This window comes from Halomonas sp. NYA30, from assembly GCF_976980765.1.
Genome location: NZ_OZ334477.1, coordinates 1,646,284 through 1,664,354 on the forward strand (window position 1 = coordinate 1,646,284; position 18,071 = coordinate 1,664,354).

General features: G+C 51.5%; 15 protein-coding genes, 1 tRNA gene, 1 pseudogene and 1 other annotated feature. Of the genes and pseudogenes, 15 read left to right on the top strand and 2 right to left on the bottom strand.

Annotation, left to right across the window (positions count from 1 at the left end):
• The first annotated feature begins 116 nt into the window (after positions 1 to 116).
• The 12 genes and pseudogenes from pgm to ACWI0H_RS07525 all read left to right on the top strand — a co-directional run bounded on the left by pgm (position 117) and on the right by ACWI0H_RS07525 (position 14,174).
• Complete coding sequence (gene pgm / locus ACWI0H_RS07470; RefSeq protein ID WP_176302818.1) at positions 117 to 1,703, top strand: phosphoglucomutase (alpha-D-glucose-1,6-bisphosphate-dependent); 1,587 nt, start codon at positions 117 to 119, stop codon at positions 1,701 to 1,703.
• Between the two features lie 320 nt (positions 1,704 to 2,023).
• A complete protein-coding gene (locus tag ACWI0H_RS07475; RefSeq protein ID WP_485876175.1) occupies positions 2,024 to 3,943 on the top strand; it encodes a sensor domain-containing diguanylate cyclase in 1,920 nt (639 codons plus the stop codon).
• Between the two features lie 144 nt (positions 3,944 to 4,087).
• Complete coding sequence (locus ACWI0H_RS07480; protein ID WP_485875812.1) at positions 4,088 to 5,035, top strand: AEC family transporter; 948 nt, start codon at positions 4,088 to 4,090, stop codon at positions 5,033 to 5,035.
• A gap of 86 nt (positions 5,036 to 5,121) precedes the next feature.
• Positions 5,122 to 5,198: transfer RNA gene (locus ACWI0H_RS07485), tRNA-Arg, on the top strand.
• A gap of 132 nt (positions 5,199 to 5,330) precedes the next feature.
• Positions 5,331 to 6,581, top strand: coding sequence for a tyrosine-type recombinase/integrase (locus ACWI0H_RS07490; protein WP_485875813.1), 1,251 nt, complete (start codon positions 5,331 to 5,333; stop codon positions 6,579 to 6,581).
• A gap of 544 nt (positions 6,582 to 7,125) precedes the next feature.
• Positions 7,126 to 8,247: a Fic family protein gene (locus tag ACWI0H_RS07495; RefSeq protein WP_101145296.1), complete on the top strand. Its 1,122-nt coding sequence runs from the start codon at positions 7,126 to 7,128 to the stop codon at positions 8,245 to 8,247.
• 371 nt (positions 8,248 to 8,618) lie between these two features.
• Positions 8,619 to 8,789 carry a hypothetical protein gene (locus ACWI0H_RS07500; RefSeq protein ID WP_485875814.1) on the top strand — a complete coding sequence of 57 codons (171 nt, stop codon included), beginning with the start codon at positions 8,619 to 8,621 and terminating at the stop codon, positions 8,787 to 8,789.
• A gap of 57 nt (positions 8,790 to 8,846) precedes the next feature.
• Positions 8,847 to 10,417 (top strand): annotated as a pseudogene (locus tag ACWI0H_RS07505) (IS3 family transposase).
• Between the two features lie 10 nt (positions 10,418 to 10,427).
• On the top strand, positions 10,428 to 10,913 hold the full coding sequence (locus ACWI0H_RS07510; RefSeq protein WP_485875815.1) for a hypothetical protein: 486 nt from the start codon (positions 10,428 to 10,430) through the stop codon (positions 10,911 to 10,913).
• Positions 10,914 to 11,490: 577 nt separating this feature from the next.
• Positions 11,491 to 12,707 (top strand): IS3 family transposase gene (locus ACWI0H_RS07515; protein WP_101146781.1). Its coding sequence is split into 2 segments (ribosomal slippage): positions 11,491 to 11,776 and positions 11,776 to 12,707, totalling 1,218 coding nucleotides; the frame shifts between segments, so codons are not numbered across the junction.
• Positions 11,766 to 11,882 (top strand) — a sequence feature (AL1L pseudoknot). Its footprint overlaps the gene before it by 117 nt.
• Before the next feature lie 90 nt (positions 12,708 to 12,797).
• Complete coding sequence (locus ACWI0H_RS07520) at positions 12,798 to 13,580, top strand: hypothetical protein (RefSeq protein ID WP_336270568.1); 783 nt, start codon at positions 12,798 to 12,800, stop codon at positions 13,578 to 13,580.
• Between the two features lie 105 nt (positions 13,581 to 13,685).
• Positions 13,686 to 14,174 (top strand): CreA family protein, encoded by a 489-nt coding sequence (locus ACWI0H_RS07525; protein ID WP_101146555.1) that lies wholly within the window; start codon positions 13,686 to 13,688, stop codon positions 14,172 to 14,174.
• 15 nt (positions 14,175 to 14,189) lie between these two features.
• On the opposite strand, the gene ACWI0H_RS07530 is transcribed toward ACWI0H_RS07525, so the two are convergent.
• The gene (locus ACWI0H_RS07530) at positions 14,190 to 14,753 is read right to left on the bottom strand and encodes a CAP domain-containing protein (protein WP_332870634.1); all 564 of its coding nucleotides are present in this window, start codon (positions 14,751 to 14,753) and stop codon (positions 14,190 to 14,192) included.
• Complete coding sequence (locus ACWI0H_RS07535; protein WP_101146553.1) at positions 14,746 to 15,234, bottom strand: pyridoxamine 5'-phosphate oxidase family protein; 489 nt, start codon at positions 15,232 to 15,234, stop codon at positions 14,746 to 14,748. Before ACWI0H_RS07535 ends, ACWI0H_RS07530 begins: the two co-directional genes overlap by 8 nt.
• A gap of 194 nt (positions 15,235 to 15,428) precedes the next feature.
• Between ACWI0H_RS07535 and ACWI0H_RS07540 the strand changes: the two genes are divergently transcribed.
• From ACWI0H_RS07540 to ACWI0H_RS07550, 3 genes are all read left to right on the top strand, one after another.
• Positions 15,429 to 15,524 carry a DUF333 domain-containing protein gene (locus ACWI0H_RS07540; protein ID WP_232774878.1) on the top strand — a complete coding sequence of 32 codons (96 nt, stop codon included), beginning with the start codon at positions 15,429 to 15,431 and terminating at the stop codon, positions 15,522 to 15,524.
• Between the two features lie 130 nt (positions 15,525 to 15,654).
• Positions 15,655 to 16,767 carry an RNA-guided endonuclease InsQ/TnpB family protein gene (locus ACWI0H_RS07545; protein WP_101146552.1) on the top strand — a complete coding sequence of 371 codons (1,113 nt, stop codon included), beginning with the start codon at positions 15,655 to 15,657 and terminating at the stop codon, positions 16,765 to 16,767.
• A gap of 196 nt (positions 16,768 to 16,963) precedes the next feature.
• The gene (locus ACWI0H_RS07550; protein ID WP_336273025.1) at positions 16,964 to 17,932 is read left to right on the top strand and encodes a GlxA family transcriptional regulator; all 969 of its coding nucleotides are present in this window, start codon (positions 16,964 to 16,966) and stop codon (positions 17,930 to 17,932) included.
• The last annotated feature ends 139 nt before the right edge of the window (positions 17,933 to 18,071 follow it).

Here is an 18,071-nt window from a genome sequence, read left to right on the forward strand (position 1 = left end):
CTTGTTTTAAATACCAGTAATACTTGTATAACAGGGATAATAGATATCCATACGCGCGTGCAAGCGTCTAGTAAATATGATGGGATAGTTCGTTTACGTAAAAGGAGATCAGAAGAATGGAAACTATTTTAAAAGAATTCTACGAACAACAGCCGAGTGCTAGCGTTCCTAAGGAGTGCATAACGTTTGGTACCTCCGGCCACCGTGGCCGCTCCAACGAGCGTACATTTAATGCCGCACATATTTATGCAATCACCCAGGCAGTGGTCGATTATCGTATTGATGCGGGCTATCAGGGACCGCTGTTCCTGGGTTTCGATACCCACGCGCTTTCTCGCCCCGCCTGGGAGTGTGCGCTGCAGGTGCTGGCCGCCAACAGGGTGTCGGTGTTTGTTGAGAAAGATCAGGGCTACACCGCAACACCGCTGATCAGTCAGGCGATTTTGCATCATAATCACCCACAGGATCAGACGGTGCCGGCGCTCGCGGATGGCCTAATCATCACGCCTTCGCATAACCCGCCGGAAGATGGTGGCATTAAGTACAACCCACACCACGGCGGCCCAGCGGATACTGACGCCACCGGCTGGATTGAGCTGCGTGCGAATGCTTACCTTCTGCGTCAGCTAGAAGATGTGCCCACCGTGCCGGTTGATGAGGCGATCGCCCATGCCCAGGAGTACGATTTCACCGCTCATTATGTGGCTCAATTAGGCGCGGTGGTGGATATAGCCGCAATTCAGAAGGCAAACCTAGCGCTTGGTGTCGACCCGATGGGGGGCACAGCATTGCCAGTCTGGCAGGCGATAGCGGCGCACTACCATCTCAATCTTGAAGTAGCGAATACTACGATTGATGCTGATTTTGCGTTTATGCCGCCGGATCACGACGGCAAAATTCGTATGGATTGCTCAAGCTCTGCAGCAATGGCCAATTTGCTCAAGATTAAAGGCCGCTTCGATATAGCGTTTGGTAACGACCCGGATGCTGACCGACATGGAATTGTTGACGCTAATGGCTTGATGAACCCTAATCACTTTTTAGCCGTGTGTATCGATTACCTGATCACTCATCGCCCAGAGTGGGCCGCTAGCTTGAAGATTGGCAAGACGCTGGTGTCGTCTTCGATGATCGATCGTGTAGTGGCTTCCCACCAGCGCGAGCTTTATGAAGTGCCGGTAGGCTTTAAGTGGTTTGTGGATGGTTTGCACGAAGGCTGGCTGGCCTTTGGCGGCGAAGAGAGCGCAGGCGCCAGCTTGCTGACCCGTGAAGGCAGAGCGTGGTCTACCGATAAAGACGGCATTGTACTCTGTTTGTTGGCAGCGGAAATCATGTCGGTTACTGGCAAAACGCCCAGCGAGTATTACCGCACGCTCACCGAGCGCTTTGGCGAGCCTTTCTATAAACGCGTGGATACTCCCTGTTCCCCAGAAGAGAAGGCTGCGTTTAAAAACCTGACTGCAGAAAGCGTAACGGAGAAGCAGCTTGCTGGCGATCCGATTACTGCGGTGCTAGTCAACGCACCCGGCAACGGCGCTGCTATTGGCGGTATTAAAGTCACCACCGAAAACGGTTGGTTTGCCGCTCGCCCCAGCGGCACGGAATCACTTTACAAGGTATATGCCGAAAGCTTCAAAGGAGAGCAGCATCTGGACGAGCTAGTCGAAAATGCCTCCGCACTACTAGCAGGTGTGTTGCAGTAGCTAATGTGAAACCAGTTTTATTACCCATGAAATAGAGGGCTCCACAATTAAATTAATTTTAAAAGTGGCTTATAGTTGATACGTATCAACGTATGCGCGGGTCGGAATTTTGTTATGTTGGTGGATGAATTGGAGTGGACGATACTGCTCCACTTACCACCGCAAATGGGTATAAATGCTGCCGTTATTTTATAATTTAAGGCTATCCAGTGCCTCTGGCTAACCCACTGAAACTAACACTCACCTCTCGCTCATTAAAAAGCCGGCTTCTGCTGGGGCTCGCGCTTACTTGGTTTTTGGTGGTATCACTGGTGCTCGGCATGTCGTGGCAGTTGGGTAAAACCATGGTGCATGAGGCCAATATGTCTCATCTGCGTTATGAAGCTACGCTGCTTGCCGACGAAGTGACCCAGCAGATTGAACAACGTTTTCAGGCATTAGAACGCTTAAGCGACATGATTGGTGCCACCGATGATGCGAGTTGGATCAGCTACCAGCTGCGTCAGAATGATGGTCTGTTGGCTTGGTTTGAGGGAATTGTGGTTGCTAATCGTGAAGGAGAGGTCGTGGCTGACTGGCCAGCTATTGTGGGCCGAGTAGGACTCCACACGGCCGAGCTTGAATACTTCCGTATGCTGCGCGGTACTCTTCGGCCTTACGTTAGCGAGCCATTTCAAGGGCGAGCTAGTGGTATGCCTATGGTGTTAGTCAGTGTCCCACGCCTTACTGAACAGGGTGAGTTCGATGGTTTCGTGGGCGGCATTCTTAGCCTGGATTCAGGCGGAATGTTTGGTCGCTTGGCCAAGGTTCGCTTGGGTGAGAGTGGCTATGCGGCTGTTGCTACTGCATCCGGAAAAATTTTGTATCACCCTAACAGCCGCTTGATTAATGCCAGCGTACCTGACAAGGAATTTAATCCTGGATTGGATCTTGCTTTGGATGGCTGGGAAGGTGATGTTGTTGACGAATTATTAAATGGCCAAACAGCGCTACAGTCTTATGCTCAAGTGTGGCCTGCCGGTTGGGTCGTTGGCTTCTATTTGCCGATTGAGCAAGCGCAATTGCCGCTGGCTAATTTCATCCAGAAACTTTGGTGGCTATGGGTGTCGCTGGCAGTATTGATGTTGCCCCTGTTGTGGTGGCTGTTAGGTCGTGAGCTTTCGCCCCTTAAGCATCTGGAAAAACAGATTGGTGAGGTGGGGCTGGGCCACAGAGAGCACGTCAGCCTGGCCACCAATATGCAGGAACTGCAGCAAGTCGCATCCACCTTTAACCGGGTAGAAGAGGAGCGGCAGCTACTGCTCAGTAATCTTCAGGAGCGCGAGGCGTTTCTTGACTCAGTGCTCAATGCCGCACCGCAGGGCATGTTTGTCGCCAATATTAAAGGTGACATCACTTACATGAATCCAGCATTGCTTGAGATGCTGAATATTTCTCCTGATCTGGCTATGGAGTCATGGCTCACTCAAATTCACGTTGACGATATCACCGGTACCAAGGATATGTGGGTCCATAGCCTACGTACCGGCAGTGACTTTGTGCGTCAGTTACGCTTTTTACGCAGCGATCAAGAGCTGCTGTGGCTGGATATTCATGCTCGCGTGGTTATGCTTTCCCAAGATGGCCATACCCTTGGTTTGGTGGGAGTTGTGAAAGATATAACTGAGCGACGGGAACAGGAAGCTATTCAGCGTTGGGAGGCGGAGCATGACCCGCTAACGGGTTTGCTGAATCGTCGAGGTTTTGAGCGCCGCCTTGAAGAAGCTTTTGCCGATTTTCAAAAAACCAGCACGCCTTCGGCCCTGTTGCTGTTCGATTTAGATCACTTTAAGCCTATCAACGATGAAGGCGGGCATGCTTTGGGCGATGAAATGCTGCGTCGTATTGCTCAAGTGGTCGCCTGGGAGGTGCGTCGTAGCGACCATGTAGCGCGTCAGGGCGGTGACGAGTTTGGTGTACTGCTGCCTAGTTGTACCCTTTCTCGGGCGAAGGCAGTGGCGGAATCTTTGCGGCAAGCAGTGGGGGAGATATCCGTGACTCACCAAGGGAAAGAGTACATGGTGACGCTCAGTATTGGCGTCACCACCTTTGATGAAGTTGACGCCAGTGTAAGCAGCGTTTTAGAGAGAGCCGATGCCGGGAGTTACAAGGCTAAAGATCAGGGCCGAGATGGGGTGGTCGTCAATATGCCCCAAAGTCATGATGATGATGTCATGGAACTCTTCGATCAATTTAAATAGTTACCACATGCCCCAAAAGCCGTCTTGTGTGCCTGTGGCGTGCTTACTAGTCGACAAAACTTGCCCAACAGTAGAATATAAGCAGGTGCTGAACTTACTGCTAGAAGCCAGTTTTTTAAAATCAAGGCAGATCGAGATACTGTTGTGAACCTAATCGAACTCTTTGCTCGCACGCTGGATATCACGCTGCCTGTGTTTGCGATGGTGTTTATCGGCCTGAGCCTTAGGCGCTTGAAATTGATCGACAGCGCTTTCGTCTCAACTGCCTCAGCCTTAGTCTTTAAAGCGACGCTGCCCACTCTGATTTTTCTTAGTTTGATAAAAGCCGACCTAAGTGTTGCGCTAGATATTTCACTGATGGTGTTTTTTGCGGTGGCGACGCTGGGGCAGTTTCTGCTGAGCTGGGTATGGGCGCATTACCGTGTCGCGCGTGAAGATCGCGGTATATACGTGCAAGGTGCGTTTCGTGGCAATTGCGGTGTAGTGGGGCTAGCACTTGCAGCGGGTATGTACGGTAACTACGGCCTTTCAGCGGGTAGCTTGCTGTTAGGCGTGGTTATTGTGTTGTACAACGCGCTTTCGGTGGTGGTGCTGGCGTTCTATCAGCCTGGGCAGTCCACTGACTGGCGCAGCTTGCTAAAGCATGTTGCCACCAACCCGCTGATTATCTCGGTCTTTGCCGCATTGCCATTTACAGCTCTCTCTATCCCTCTGCCCAGTTGGTTGATTACTTCAGGGGATTACTTTGCTTCCTTAACCCTGCCGTTGGCGCTGATTTGTATCGGCGCTACGCTCTCTGTATCAAGCATGCGTGACAGTAGTCAGGTGGCGCTAAGCGCTAGCTGGATGAAAATGGTGATATTGCCCATTGTCTCAACGGCAGCCGCTTGGCTAGTGGGCTTTTCTGGAGCACAGCTGGGTTTGCTGTTCCTGTTTTTTGCCAGCCCTTCGGCCGCGGCAAGCTTTGTGATGGTAAAAGCGATCGGTGGCAATGTAGCGTTAGCGGCCAATATCATCGCCATTACCACACTGATGGCGAGCATTACCGTCACGCTGGGCGTGTTTGCCCTGCGTTTGCTTGGTTGGATTTAGCAATTAGGTTGAAGCGGGCCAACTCGGTTGGCCCTGCCTAACCGGACGCGTTATACTACGCGCCCTCAAGTTTGTACTCCGCTTAAGTCCCTGTAGCTCAGTAGGATAGAGCAGCCGCCTCCTAAGCGGCAGGTCGCAGGTTCGAATCCTGCCAGGGACGCCAACGGGCTATCTTGAGAAGTCCTGACAAAGCCAAAAATGATGTGTAACACTCTGAAAGACATTATTTTTTAGCCCTCATTGTTCCCCAGCATTCCTTTCAAAACCGGCTGCAAAGTGGTATACAGAATGGTATATGCCCCCATTCGAAGATGCTCGGTATACCGCCATGGCACTAACCGTTCGACAGATAAACTCAACCAAACCTAGCACGAAAATTTTAGCCCTCAACGATGGCCAAGGATTAGAACTTAGGATCTGGCCCGATGGTCGTCGTGGGTGGCGTTTGCGCTACACACGCCCTAATGGCAAGCGCAACATGATTAGCCTTGGGAAATATCCAGAAGTGAGCCTTGCCGAAGCGAGGGAGAAGCGGGCGGACATAAGGCGTTTAATATCTCAAGGCACCGATCCAGTTGAGCAAAAGCAAAACGATAAGCGGCAGCAACAGTACGCTGCACAAAACACATTTGAGGTGCTGGCCATGGAGTGGCACGCGAGCATGGTGCCGCGTTGGAAAGAGACCTCTAAGCGAGCCAACGATAGTAAGCGTGTGCTGGAAATGTACGTTTTCCCAAAGGTGGGTAATCGCGCCATTGAGAGCATTCTGCCCTTAGAGTGGCTTGAGATACTACGCGCGCTAGAAGACTTGGGAAAATTTGAGCAGAGACGCCGGCTACACGCCTTCTGCAGGGATATCTATCGCTACGCCATCATAACGGGCCGGGCTAGCTTTAACCCCCTCACCGACCTCAATACAGCGCTTAAACCCTATAAGCGTGGAAGCTTTCACCATATTTCTCAGGAAGAACTGCCCGAACTTGTACGTGATATTGAGGGCTACGATAAGAGCCCTATGGTGCGTATTGGCTTGAAGCTATTGCTGCTGACGGCTGTGCGCCCTGGTGAGCTGCGCATGGCTGAGTGGAAAGAATTCGACCTACAAGACGGAATCTGGAAGATCCCCGCTGAGCGTATGAAGATGGGCAGGGCGCATCAAGTCCCTTTGCCCACACAAGCCGTTCATGAGTTGCGCTACCTGCACAAGCTAACAGGAACTTTCAAACTGCTGTTCCCAGGTCGAAACAACCCCCGTAAGCCGATATCCGATGCCGCCTTTAACATGGCCTTAAAGCGCCTTGGCTATGAGGGTCGGTACGTTCCCCATGGCTGCCGCCATGTGGTGGCCACCGGTTTGAAAGAATTGGGTTACCCAAGAGAATGGATAGAGCTACAGCTATCGCACAAGCTGCCAGGGATCGAGGGCGTTTACACCCACGCCCAGCACATGGCCCCGGATCAAAGGCCCGCCATGATGCAATTTTGGGCGGATTATCTATTTGGGACAGATAGGCAAGGGGGCAGGCTGTTTTCAGGAGAGAGTTAGGGGAGAAGTATATGAAAGTCGAGCTACATACAGGCCTGTAAGTTTCTTTGATTGAAAACTAGCGTTGTAGGATTGCCCAAATGCACGTCAAGATAGCTTTATTCTCATAAGTTTCCAAAAATGAGAAGCTAGTATCGTAGGTTTGCACAGATGCACGTCAAAACAGCTTCGTTCTCATAAGTTTCTAGAAGTGAGAAGCTAGCATCGTAGGTATGCATAGATGCACGTCAAGTTGGTTACGTTCTCATAAGTTTCTAGAAGTGAGAAGCTAGCATCGTAGGTTTGCATAGATGCACGTCAAGTTGGTTACGTTCTCATAAGTTCTTGGAAGTGAGAAGCTAGCTCTGTAGGTTTGCATAGATGCACGTCAAAATAGGTACAGTCTCATATAGTTCTAAAAATGAGATTCTAACCTCTGCTAAGCATGCATCTCATGATCAGGCATCCATAGAGGTATTGAAAATAATGTTGACTCTCAAAAATTGATAAATATGATGTACTATATTTGGCGTTCAAGAAATTGAAAATTTGAGAGGCAATTGAAATGGAGTTAAATTTAGACGAAGCTGTAAATTATCACTACGATAAATTTCCACCTCAAAAAATAGATTATGGCAAGTTTGTAGACAAACTTATAAAAGCTACAGATGCAATTGCACGCTATGATCAAATGCTAAAAAACATGCACAATAGCGAAATACTGCTTGCCCCTTTAAGGAATCAAGAAGCAGTTATCTCTTCTAGAATGGAGGGAACTGTTAGTACTATGGATGAAATCTTGCAATATGAGGCTGATCATGAAAATGAGGCGGCTAGTACACCTAGTGTAAGGTCTGAAGTTATTGAAACAATACTTTACCAAAGGGCGTTGAAGGCCGCTCAAAAAGCTCTAAATGATGGCTATCCAGTTTCTCAGTCGCTGCTTAAAGGAGTACACCAACGACTTTTATCATTTGGTAGAGGGGCATCAAAGTCACCGGGGGAGTTTAAGCTTGAGCAAAATTATTTGGCTGATAGGAATAAAAAGAAAATACTTTTCATTCCCGTTAGCCCAGAGCGGCTACAGGATGGATTAGATGTATTGTTCAAGTATATCAATGAAGATCCTAGCCCAACGCTCGTTAAAGCAGCATTGGCGCATATAGAGTTTGAGGCCTTACATCCGTTTAAAGATGGTAATGGAAGGATTGGGAGGATGTTGATAACTTTGATGTTATGGAAGTACGGAACTATTTCAGCACCTCATTTTTATATTAGTGGATATTTTGAAGAAAATAAGGATGAGTACATTGATACGATGAGGCGAGTATCGGAGACAGGGGATTGGGAAGAATGGTGTTCTTTTTTTCTAGAAGCCGTAGAGCAACAGGCAATACGGAATTTAACTGTTGCTGAAAATATAAGGTCGTTATATGAAGAAATGAAAATTTTATTTGCTGAGTTGTTGTCTTCAAAATGGAGCGTGACTGCACTAGATTTTGTTTTCACTAACCCTGTATTTCGTAATAACAAATTTACTTCGCAAAGTGGGATTCCGGCAGCTACTGCTGCAAGATTTACTAGAATTATGTTAGATAATGACATAATACGTACAGTCGAGGAGGCATCAGGGCGACGGCCAGCCATGTATTCCTTTGAACCTTTGCTGAAACTAGTCCGTGTTTAAGCGATATATTGTTTATTAATAGCTAATTAAGATTGAGTCGTAGTTTATGTTTAGTTTAAAGCCGCTGCCCCCGCAGCGGCTTTTTTGCTTATACAAGAGAAAATTTTTTACCTCGGTGTAAGTGGCACCACTTACACCCGGCCCTGCTGGCAAGGTTTTGGCGAGGGCGTCAAGCTTACTCGGGCTACTGGAGCATTTGCTGGGAACGAGACCGCGAGGACATAAACCCATGACCGACAACACACACCAACCCACCTTCAAAACGGTGAACCAGATCCCGCTAGGCAATCGCTTGTTGCGCCGTAAAGACGTGGAACAGAAAACCGGAAAGAGCCGTAAGGCTGACCACGGCCACAGCGCACCACTTCGGCATGATCGGCCCCGCATTCGTGGAGCAGATACTCAAGGAAACCGACCCCGACTACTTTTATCGGCGGTTTGCTGAGGTACGGGAAGGATTCAACTCTGAAGGCCCCCAGGCGGGCAGGGTAGCGGATCGCTTCGCCATCATTGGGCTAGCCGGGCCCCCTCTGTCAGCCTAGTTGTCCAGTTGGCAATATCGCCTAAATCACATCCAGAGGGAGCGGCATGGAGCACGTGTGCCACGTTATTCTAAAGAGCGTAAAGCGGCTGTCTTGAAAAAGTTACTGCCGCCCCACAATCGTAGTGTGGTGTCAGTTGCCACTGAAGAAGGCATCTCTGACGCGACGCTGTATAGTTGGTTAAAACAGTGTCGAGAAAAAGGAGTACCTGTGCCGGGTTACACCCAAAGCGACAGCGAATGGTCGCCAGACGCCAAGCTCGCGGTGGTCATCGAAACTGCCACCCTGTCAGAAACAGAGCTTGGGGCTTACTGCCGCGAAAAAGGTCTTTATCCCGAGCAGATCCAGCAGTGGAAAGCCGCTTGTCTCCAGGGCGCTGGTCAACAAGACGATCAGCAAAAAACGGCACAAAAGCAGCGTAAAGAAGACCGTAAGACGATCAAACAGCTCAAAGCGGAAGTGCGCCGCAAAGATAGAGCCTTAGCGGAAACCACCTCGTTACTGGTGCTCTCAAAAAAGCTCGACGCCTTGTACGGCGAAGACCCGAACAGCGGCGGGGACGACTGACACCGCTTGAGGAACGTGCAAGGCTCATTGCGTTGTTTGATGAAGCGGTCACCGGGGGCGCTTCCCGTTATCAAGCAGCGGCGATTATCGACGTGAGTGAGCGCACGCTGAAACGCTGGCGTTCTGGGGAGGGCGCTGTGGCTGAGGATCAGCGTCTACACGCGGTACAAGGCAGTCAGCCGCATCAGCTGACTCATGAGGAGGAACAGGCCATTTTAAACGCCTGCAATCGCCCCGAGTATCGAAGCCTACCGCCGTCTCAGATCGTGCCGTCACTGGCTGATCAAGGGGTCTACTTGGCCTCCGAGTCGTCGTTCTATCGGGTACTGAAAAAGCACCAACAGCAGCACCACCGCGGGCGCATGAAGCCACGTCGCCCAGTGCCTGAGCCGACGAGCTTTACGGCCACTGGGCCTAACCAAGTCTGGTGCTGGGACATCAGCTACTGCTCTTCCGTTGTGCGTGGCCAGCACTGGTATCTTTACCTGATCATGGATATCTACAGTCGCAAAATCATCGCCTGGGAAGTCCACGATGCGGAATCAGGCGAGTTAGCGAAACACCTGCTGGAACGCGCCTTATTGCGCGAAGGTTGCTGGCACCAGCCTCCAGTGCTGCACTCGGATAACGGTGCGCCGATGACGTCTTATACGCTGAAAGCGAGGTTAACAGAGCTTGGGATGTTGATGTCTTACAGCCGACCGAGAGTGAGCAATGACAACCCTTACTCAGAAGCGTTGTTCCGCACCGTCAAATATTGCCCCGCATGGCCTACAAAGGGCTTTGCATCGCTAAACGCGGTACGTGACTGGATGCTGACGTTCGAACGTGCTTACAACGAAAAGCACCTGCACAGTGGCCTTCGCTACGTGACGCCCGCTGATCGGCATCGAGGTGTCGACCGAGAACGCCTTGAACATCGCAAAGCGGTGTATGAAAGCGCCAAGCGCCGACATCCACAGCGCTGGTCAGGCAACACCCGAAACTGGGAAGTACCTGGTTCGGTAGCGCTCAACCCTGGCAAGCTGCAGGAAGTTGAGCGTAATAAACGGGCTGCTTAGAGGCAGCCATTTGGACAACTGGGTTGAAAATTACCGCGGGGAGCTGGCGACCACTTACGGAATTTTGCCGTGGGAAGAAGGCACCGCCGCCAACGCAAGCCGCCAGCTATTCCGCGAGTGGATCGCCAGGGTAGGCGACGGTAACGCAGAAGATCGTCAAATACTTAGCGCGCTATCGGATTTTATCGCCATGCACGGTGATAGCCGCTTTTCCAATATTGCTGCTGAGCTACCCAACTCCAACATTAAGCACCGAGCAGGTTACTTCGAGATCGAGGACGGCAAGCGTCTTTACCTGTTCAACCGTGCCTCACTGACTGAGGCGGCAGCGGGGTATGGCCGTGACCGCGTGATACGCACCCTGGAAACCTACAACGTGCTAGCCAAAACCGACAGTGGCCGCCGCCAGAAAAACTACCGCCTCCCAGGAGGAGGGAGCACGCGCTTTTTCGTCATTGATCCCGACAAGCTGGATGCAGAGCGAGGGGGCGAATGATGGATAGGCTTTTTACGCGTGAACCTAGTTTCTGTGGCAACACTGGCTACAACGGCAACACCCAGCAACCACGGGGCTTGCAGCCGTTGCCTATTAATAAGAGAGGTGGCAACAAAGGCAACACATATCTTTATATCTATAGAGCACCTGATTTTGTCTGTTGCCGTTTTAAAAAAGCGGCTACAGGTTGCCAAAAAATACCAATTAAATCAATGGTGTTACCGGTGTTGCCTCGTTGCCCGCGTTTTTGAAATCAGTCAGGGGAATTATAGGGGAGTGGTTTCGTTCGTTATGCGAACACTTCCTGATTGTCTCCTTGCCGTGCCCCATCCCCCTTTCTGGCAGGCGCTTTTTGCCTTGCTCACGTTTTCCCAACCGTGGGGCCTTGGCTCCACATCCTCACCCTGCACCCCAACCGCCCAATGGAGGGCCTGATGAACCAACCAGCAACCACCACTCAACAGACCGACCGTAACAGCAACGAGGGCCAAACCATGGAAACCGCAAAACCGGAAGCACAAGCACCCTGAACCGCCCCGTCTTTACCGGAGACTCCATATCTTGAGAGGATGGAGTTATGAACTCACCAAAACGATATTCCCCGGAAGTGCGGGAGCGAGCTGTTCGTTTAGTTATTGAACAGCAAGGCGAATACCCGTCCAAGTGGGCGGCGATCTGTTCCATTGCCAGCAAGTTCGGTTGTACACCAGAGACCTTGAGAGCTTGGTGCAAACGCACAGAACTCACGCAGGAAAACAGCTCGGTTAACCTGTCTGAACATGAACGACTCAAGCAGCTAGAGCGTGAAAACACCGAATTGAAGCGTGCCAATGAAATTCTCCGTAAGGCGGCTGCTTTTTTCGCCCAGGCGGAGCTCGACCGCAAACCCAATTGATGGTGTCATTTATCGACGAGCATCGTGCTCAGTTCGGGGTCGAGTCGATTTGTAGCCAGCTGCCAATCGCCCCATCGACGTATTACCACCACAAGGCACTTGAAGCTGATCCTGAACGGCGGGCAGACCGGTATCGGCAGGATGAGCTTCTGACGGCTGAGGTTCAGCGGGTGTGGGAAGAAAACTTCTGCGTCTACGGTGCCCGTAAGGTCTGGCGGCAACTCCGCCGTGAAGGCGTTAAGGTTGCTCGTTGCACTGTAGAACGGCTCATGCGCCGCCTGGGAATTCGCGGCGTGGTGCGAGGCCAACGCCCCTTCACGACCATCAGTGATCCCGGCCAGAAACGGGCACCTGATTTAGTGAAACGTGACTTTACGGCCATGCGTCCTAATCAGCTTTGGGTGGCCGATTTTACCTATGTCGCTACCTGGTCTGGCTTCGTTTACGTTGCGTTCGTTATCGATGTTTATGCACGCTGTATCGTGGGTTGGCGTGTAGCGACGTCGATGAGAACAGCACTGGTGCTGGACGCTCTGGAGCAAGCTCTGTGGGCACGAAAACACAGACAAGGGTTGATCCACCATAGTGATAGGGGAAGCCAATATCTCTCGATCCGCTACACCGAGCGTATGGCTGACGAGGGTATCAATGCCTCAGTCGGTACCACCGGCGACTCCTACGACAATGCGCTGGCCGAGACCATCATCGGCTTGTTCAAAACGGAGGTGATCCATCATCGTGGCCCATGGAGGGGACTGGATGCCGTTGAGTATGCCACGCTAGAGTGGGTTGACTGGTTCAACAATCGTCGACTGCTGGAACCCATCGGAAACGTTCCACCAGCAGAACGAGAAAGGACGTATTATCGTCAATTGGAGGAGTCGGGTGAAGCTGCCTGACTCAAACAAACCGGTCTCCGGAATAACCGGGGCGGTTCAATACTACTTATATTTATCCTCTTGTCTTCAATTAGCGAGGTCTTTGCGCAGGTGCAATTGCAGCATCCTGACCAATTTTACACAAACGGCGATAAAACCGATGGCTGGACCCGTGATTCAGAAAAAAGACTCAGGTCGACGTTTTGGTTCGCGAAGAACCCAGAAAATAGCCTTGAGTACCAACAACAAATTGTGATTGTTTATGATGACGCCCCAGATAAAGCGTACTACTTCGATTCGACTACCAAGAAATTCATTGGTCGATTTGATTTGGCATCCGAACAATATTCGCTCCTCCGCCCAGAATATCGTCGGGGGCGAATCGAGGAAATCGATGAGTCGTGGTTCCCCCCGCCAAGCAATTTACCGACTATTGGCGAAATGTTTGAGCCTCCCCCTGTGTGTGTGCAAGAACATTTTCTCTGCTTGATTGAGACTGACAACGAAATTAACCCAGCTACAGACGTACGGCCAAGTTCAATAAAAATGATGATGCCGCCACCCACTGCGAAGTTCCCGCGGCTTCATGAAAGCTCCTGGGATACGAGTTATACAACTGACGATGGCAGTCATGTTCGAGCACGTGTGGATTTTAAAGGCAGTAGAGGTGCTTACCGGTTGGCTGGCAGTGAAGCCGTTGGAGATCTTTTCAATATACAGTACAGCAGTGGGCAAGACGCGATTTCCATCACAGGGCAGTGGTCGCTCAGTAATAATGGTGGCTATTTTTTATTTAGCGTTCCAAAGGATAACATGGATGTTTTCTGGGGAGAGTGGGGCTTTGTGCGTCATAGTATTTATGGCACTTGGAGTGGTATACGCAGACCACGGTAAGGTCAGCCCCCGTTATCTAAATACTATAAGGAAGCATTTTATGTTGCCTCAGACATACTCCTCTCCTGCCCACCATTAGGCTAATTATTGCAAAGGAAGCTAACCATGTTTTTTTCTAAACGCGCCACTTTCAGGGCGCTCATTCTTATGTCTGCATTGTTCCCACCCGCGCTGCTCGCTCAGGATGCTCACATCGGTAGCGTGCGAACCGAGTTCAAGCTGCTTGGCCCGAACAATACGATCGAAGTGGAGCGCTTCGATGATCCGAAAGTGCAGGGCATCTCCTGCTATCTTTCCTACTCTCAAATTGGTGGGATCTCGGGCGCGGTAGGGCTTGCTGAGGAGGCGAGTGAAGCTAGCGTAGCGTGTCGGCAGACGGGGGAGATTGTGTTTGACCCCGCTGAGGTAGATGAGCAAGAAGTAATTTTTACACAGCGGCGCTCGGCACTGTTCAAAAATATGCGCGTTGTCCGGATGCACGATACCGAAACGCAGACTTTTGTGTACCTCACCTACAGCACCAAACTGGTAGATGGCTCGCCTAAAAATGCGATTACGGCCGTCCACTATGGTGGGTTAGGAGGCGGCCAGTAATTGACTCGTGTGTGCTTAGCGAGGGTTGCCGAGTGTTTGTGTCCAGTAGATTGAATAGCGCGATTCTGAATCTTTGGCTTTCGCCATGCCCATCTCGGTAAAGGCGTCATTCATGATGTTGCGGCAATGGCCGGGACTCTCTAGCCAGCCTTCCACTGCTGCGGACACCGAGGTATGGCCAGCGGCGATATTTTCACCCACGGCTTGCCATGCGTAATTCTGATTATTGACGCGTTGCTCAATTCCCGCGCCATCCGGGCCTGTATGGCTAAAGTAGTCATTCTCGGCCATGTCCTGGGAGTGGCTCTTGGCCGCTGCTTCCAGCTTGCAGCTCCAAACTAACGATCCCACGGCCTCAAACCGTTGATCGCCGCATTGCCGCTGCTGGCTGCGCGCCTCGTTAATCAGCGTGAGCATTTCCCGCTCTTGATCGGTGAGTTCACACTGATCTTGCACGCTGGCCTTATCGCTCTGGGATTCGTCAGTTGCCCATGCGCTATTTGAGCCCATGAGCATGACAAGCATTAGGCTGAAAAGCGCCCCGGCAGTAGGGCGCTTCTTGGTAAGGAGGTTAGCCACCGAATTTTTCATTCTCGCCTAGGTCTGGAGTGGCGTCCTTTTTGAGATTAGCTTTGGCGATCTCATAGAGCTGAAAGGTTTTACTCTCTTTGGCTTTCCAGTGCTCACCCATCTGGACTTTAACTTCAAGCAGTGCGACGTCTGGATCATCCTTGCCTTCAGGAAACCAAGCGCCGACGAAAGGGTTCCAGTATTTTTCGATCAGATCACGGTTATCGATCAGGTTGGCTTTGCCCGAAAGCGAAACGTACACGCCATCTTCCTGATCAGAAAAACTGAGACAAACATCATGATCACTCTTGGTTTCAAACACTTTTTCAGCACTGCGGCGAGTAAAGAACCACAGGGTGCCATCATACTCTTCCTGCACTAAGTGCATCGGCCGAGCTCGCGGCATATCGTGATCCAGCGTAACGAGCATGCCAACTTTAATGTCTTTGATCATCTTCCAGATCTTTTGCTTATGTTCAGGGCTGGACATAGCTTCACTCTCCTTATGAATTAAGTATTGCGAATAGCCATCGACAATGCTTGTACGTCGATGTTGCTAGCTACAGCCTAGCTACCATTGTCGACATCAGCAAACGCCAAATAGTGCAGGTAAGGTGGTTACTAATGCCGTGCAGGATTAAAGTGGATGGCTACACGCTTTAATGTTGATAGCAGGAGGCTGCCATGTGGTTGGGTACCGGACGCTATTGCCACTTGCCGGATGGCCGGGTCGAGAACCAGTGGCGGCTATACCGTATGGAGCGGCTCGACAACGACTAGGGCTTTATTGAAAAGCGCGGAGCACCCCATCCAAGGCACGTTTTGGGCGTAGATGGATAGCACGGCGTCCGAAAGGACGCCTTGTTTCTAATGCTTGCGATCTTACATAAATGCATATAAGTTGTAAGAAATGAAAACCGAACGCGCTTTCAAATACCGCTTTTACCCCACGCCCGAGCAGGCAACCTTGCTGGCACGGACGTTTGGATGCGTGCGGTTTGTCTGGAACGCGGTGCTGCGCTATCGCACCGATGCGTTCTATCAGCGTCAGGAAAAGATCGGCTACAATGACGCTAGCGCATTTCTAACGCAGTTGAAAAAGCAGCCTGACACCGCGTTCCTGGCCGACGTCAGTTCGGTGCCGTTGCAGCAATGCCTGCGGCATCAGCAAATGGCGTTCAAACACTTCTTTGCCAAGCGGGCTCGCTATCCGAGCTTTAAATCCAAAAAGCATCGCCAATCCGCCACCTTTGCTAGTTCGGCATTTTCGTACCGTGACGGACAGATCACGCTGGCCAAGTGCAGCGAACCGCTGAACATTCGCTGGAGCCGCGATCTACCTTCTACCCCTAGCACCGTTACGGTATCCAAAGACGCGGCTGGTCGCTACTTCGTTAGCTGTCTGTGCAAAGTGGAGGCCGACACCCTGCCGATCACGCCGAAGATGGTGGGCATTGATCTTGGGCTGAAAGATTTATTCGTCACCAGTGACGGAAAGCGCGTTAATAATCCGCGTCATACGGCGCGCTATGCCCGCAAGCTGGCGCGGGCGCAGCGGCAATTGAGCCGCAAGCAAAAAGGCTCCAACAACCGCGCCAAGGCGCGGCTAAAGGTTGCTAAATGCCACGCTAAAATTGCCGGTAGTCGGCTTGACCACCTCCATAAACTCACCCGCCAGATCGTCAACGAGAACCAAGTGATCGCGGCGGAGAGTTTGCAGGTTAAGAATATGGTCAAAAACCGACATCTATCCAAAGCCATAAGCGATGTTGGCTGGGGCGAGCTGGTGCGCCAGCTTGACTATAAAGCGGCCTGGGCGGGACGGCAGTTCGTCCAAATCGACCGCTGGTACCCCAGCAGCAAACGCTGTTATGGCTGTGGCTTTGTGATGGCCTCACTACCACTGAATGTCCGCACCTGGGACTGCCCAGACTGCGGCACCCAAGGCATTGATCGTGACCTCAATGCCGCCCGCAATATTCTACAAGCAGGCACCGCGTTGTTAGCCGGTGCCGAGAGTTGAAGTAAATACCGAAGGGCATTCGGGAATTTACGCCTGTGGAGTTTGTGTCAGACCGGCAATGCCAAGGTATTGAAGGCGGCGAACACCGAAGCAGGAACCAGGAAGGTAACAACTTGGGAATCCGCCACTATCATCTCTGATTTAGTGGTCGGAGGATGTCAATGAACGCTTTCCATGACTGATATCGAGCACGAATATGCGTCTTAGTTATACAGGCCCACTACCGGAAATGGTGGGCTTTTTATTGTTGCCCCAGTATTCGATGATGGCATTCTTTGCGGCGGTAGAGCCGCTGCGGATCGCTAATCGCATTGCCAACCGTCCGCTGTTCGATTGGACCTTGATCAGCGCTGATGGTGGGCCGGTGACGGCATCTAACGGTATGACGCTGATGGCGGATCAAGCAACGGCGGATGTCCATCACTTGCCTTCGCTGGCGGTATGCAGCGGGTTTACGCCGGAAGCCCATCTCACTCGACCATTAATGGCCTGGCTTCATCAGTTGGATCAAGCGGGCTGCTGCTTGGGCGGTATTGATACCGGGGCATTTTTGCTCGCGGCCACTGGGTTGCTAAAACACGAGCGGGTGGCGCTGCACTGGGAGAGTTTGCCTGCATTTCGTGAACGCTTTCCGGGTATTGAGACCACGGATGAGCTGTATGAGCTGGGGGAGCGGCGCTTCTCCTGTGCGGGTGGGGCGGCGGCCATGGATATGGCCCTTGAGGTGATCGCGCGCCGGCATGGCGCGAAGCTGGCCATCGATGTGTCTGAGCAACTGATTCATGACCGAATTCGCACTCGCAGCGACCAGCAGCGCATGGCGCTGGTGAAACGCCTTGGCACCCACAACCGGCGCGTGGTTGAGGCGGTGGCGCTGATGGAGCAGAACCTTGAAGAGCCGCTTTCCCTTGAAGAGGTCGCGAGCCGTTTAGAAGTGTCAGTTCGCCAACTTCAGCGCTTATTCGAGCAGGAGCTAAACGTTACCCCGCGGCAGTGGTACTTGCAGCTGCGCATCAAGCGCGCCCGGCGACTGTTAGCGGAAACAGATCTTGCCGTGCTGGCGGTGGGATTAGCCTGCGGGTTTAACTCGTCATCTAGCTTTGCGCGTTCATTTCGTATGTATTACGGCTATTCGCCGCGGCAAGTACGCGAGGAAAACGTTTAAGGCCTAGTGTTCGTCGTGTTATGTCTGGTAAGCGTCGCCTAGTGCCTAGTAGTGGTAAGGCAGCCGCGCATACTAACTAAACCCATCTAATAAGAGGTTTAGCCATATGTCTGTCACTACTAATTCTGGCACTACTCTC

Bases quoted from the DNA above. Each gene is read 5' to 3' on its own strand.
- pgm (WP_176302818.1), top strand. From the start codon at position 117: ATGGAAACTATTTTAAAAGAATTCTACGAACAACAGCCGAGTGCTAGC.
- ACWI0H_RS07475 (WP_485876175.1), top strand. From the start codon at position 2,024: ATGTCGTGGCAGTTGGGTAAAACCATGGTGCATGAGGCCAATATGTCT.
- ACWI0H_RS07490 (WP_485875813.1), top strand. From the start codon at position 5,331: ATGCCCCCATTCGAAGATGCTCGGTATACCGCCATGGCACTAACCGTT.
- ACWI0H_RS07495 (WP_101145296.1), top strand. From the start codon at position 7,126: ATGGAGTTAAATTTAGACGAAGCTGTAAATTATCACTACGATAAATTT.
- ACWI0H_RS07500 (WP_485875814.1), top strand. From the start codon at position 8,619: ATGATCGGCCCCGCATTCGTGGAGCAGATACTCAAGGAAACCGACCCC.
- ACWI0H_RS07525 (WP_101146555.1), top strand. From the start codon at position 13,686: ATGTTTTTTTCTAAACGCGCCACTTTCAGGGCGCTCATTCTTATGTCT.
- ACWI0H_RS07535 (WP_101146553.1), bottom strand. From the start codon at position 15,234: ATGTCCAGCCCTGAACATAAGCAAAAGATCTGGAAGATGATCAAAGAC.
- ACWI0H_RS07540 (WP_232774878.1), top strand. From the start codon at position 15,429: ATGTGGTTGGGTACCGGACGCTATTGCCACTTGCCGGATGGCCGGGTC.
- ACWI0H_RS07545 (WP_101146552.1), top strand. From the start codon at position 15,655: ATGAAAACCGAACGCGCTTTCAAATACCGCTTTTACCCCACGCCCGAG.
- ACWI0H_RS07550 (WP_336273025.1), top strand. From the start codon at position 16,964: ATGCGTCTTAGTTATACAGGCCCACTACCGGAAATGGTGGGCTTTTTA.